Source organism: Dethiosulfatibacter sp. (genome assembly GCF_983023055.1).
The window spans coordinates 1-2,235 of sequence record NZ_CEZJXU010000425.1 but is presented as its reverse complement, the minus strand read 5'-3'; the positions used below and the strand labels follow the sequence as shown (position 1 = coordinate 2,235).

Sequence of the window (2,235 nt, the reverse complement as noted above, 5' to 3'; positions counted from 1 at the left end):
GTATAATTTTCTTCTATATTTAAGAGTACTTCCCCAAACATCAATTGTCAATCCTACAATGGTAAAACAAGCACTTCCTTTAGAATTGCTGCATCCATTCATAAGAGCTACAAAGCTGTAGCGTGAACGAATACATTTTTCACAACATTCATCCATCTGCGTACATATGTGAAATTTAATCTTTTAACTCAATATTAACCGTCGACAAAGCACATCTGTTCCTGTATCATAGATTAAATGGCTAAAAACGAGGAGGATATAAATGTCAAAAATTACTGAAATAAGATGGCACGGAAGAGGCGGACAAGGTGCGAAAACAGCATCATTACTTCTAGCCGATGTTGCTTTTAACACAGGAAAATATGTACAGGGTTTTCCCGAGTACGGTCCTGAAAGAATGGGTGCTCCAATAACAGCTTACAACAGAATCAGTGAAAAGAAAATAAGGGTACATTCAAATATATATGATCCTGAATTTGTGGTTGTTGTAGACGAAACTCTTCTTGAATCAATTGCAGTAACAAGTGGATTGAGTAAAGAAGGCGCTATAGTTATAAACACAGACAAATCACCTGAGGAAGTTAGACCATTCTTAAAGGGATATGAAGGAAGAGTCCACACAATAGATGCTAGAAAAATATCAGAAGAAGCTCTTGGACAAAACTTCCCAAACACTCCAATGCTTGCAGCAATAGTAAAGGTAAGCGGAATAATGGGCGAGGAAAAATTCATTGAAGAAATGCAGCATTCATTTGAACATAAATTTGCTTCAAAGCCTGAAGTAATTGAAGGAAATATGAAGGCTCTCAAGACTGCTCTTCAGGAGGTTAGATAATGGATAAGAAAACCAATATAGATACAACAATCGCATGGCAGGATATAACTCCAGGTGGAGACATTTATGCCAGCGGAAATTCAGTTGAATTCAAGACAGGTGATTGGAGAACCCACAAGCCCGTAATAGATATGAATAAATGCATTCACTGCCTTTTGTGCGTGCCTGTATGTCCTGATACTTCAATACCTGTTGTAGATGGCAAAAGACTTGATTTCGATTATGACCACTGCAAAGGCTGCGGTGTATGCGTAAAGGTTTGTCCGGTTAACTGCCTATCAATGGTTCCGGAAAGCAAATAAGGAGGACGAAAATGGCAATAAGAGAAAGATTATCAGGAAATGAAGCTGTAGCTACAGCTATGAGACAAATAAACCCCGATGTAATGGCAGCTTTTCCAATAACACCATCAACTGAAATACCACAATATTTTTCGAAATATGTAGCAGACGGACTTGTTGATACAGAGTTCGTACCAGTGGAAAGTGAGCACAGTGCAATGTCTGCATGTGTTGGAGCAGAGTCTGCAGGAGCAAGAACATTCACAGCAACTTCTTCATGTGGTCTTGCATTAATGCACGAGATACTTTATATAGCAGCATCAAACAGACTTCCAATAATGCTGGCAACAGTTAACAGAGCACTTTCAGGGCCAATCAACATCAATGCAGACCACTCTGACTCAATGGGTTCAAGAGATGCAGGATGGATACAAATATACTCTGAAAACAACCAGGAAGCATACGACAACTTCATCCAGGCAGTAAGAATAGCTGAGCACAAAGATGTAAGGCTTCCTGCAATGGTATGTCAGGACGGATTCATAACCAGTCACGCCGTTGAAAACATCGAGCTTATAGAAGACGACAAGGTAAAAGAATTTGTTGGAGAATATTATCCTGAAAATTCACTTCTAAACGCTAACCAGCCAATGTCTGTAGGTCCATACGATTCACCCGCATTCTATATGGAGCACAAGAGACTTCAAGCCGAAGGAATGAGAAATGCAAAAAAAGTAGCCCTTGAAATAGCTGAAGAGTTCGAAAAAATGACAGGAAGAAGTTACGGCCTATTCGAAGAATACAGGCTTGACGATGCAGAAGCTGCAATAGTAATAATCAACTCAGCAGCTGGAACGGCAAAGGATGCAATAGACAAGCTTAGAGAAGAAGGAAAGAAAGTTGGACTTCTTAAAATCAGACTTTTCAGACCTTTCCCAGCAGAAGAAATTGCAGAAGCACTTAAACATATCAATGTAATTGCTGTAATGGACAGATCTGAGAGCTTCAACAACCAAGGTGGTCCATTAAACGCAGAAATAAAGGCAGCTCTTTATGGAACTGAAAATGCACCAAAGATAATAAACTATGTTTACGGTCTTGGTGGAAGAGATGTAAAAG

The 2,235-nt window shown here is 39.4% G+C and carries 3 protein-coding genes; all 3 read left to right on the top strand.

Features of this window, described 5'->3' with window-relative positions; translation table 11 throughout:
- The first annotated feature begins 262 nt into the window (after positions 1–262).
- Positions 263–835, top strand: a complete 573-nt coding sequence (locus AC3AX0_RS11955) for a 2-oxoacid:acceptor oxidoreductase subunit gamma family protein (protein WP_487550509.1) — start codon at positions 263–265, stop codon at positions 833–835.
- Positions 835–1,137: a 4Fe-4S dicluster domain-containing protein gene (locus AC3AX0_RS11950; RefSeq protein WP_487550508.1), complete on the top strand. Its 303-nt coding sequence runs from the start codon at positions 835–837 to the stop codon at positions 1,135–1,137. The genes AC3AX0_RS11955 and AC3AX0_RS11950 overlap by 1 nt, the downstream gene beginning before the upstream one ends.
- An 11-nt stretch (positions 1,138–1,148) precedes the next feature.
- The coding region (gene porA, locus AC3AX0_RS11945) for a pyruvate ferredoxin oxidoreductase (RefSeq protein ID WP_487550507.1) at positions 1,149–2,235 on the top strand (1,087 nt) is incomplete at its 3' end.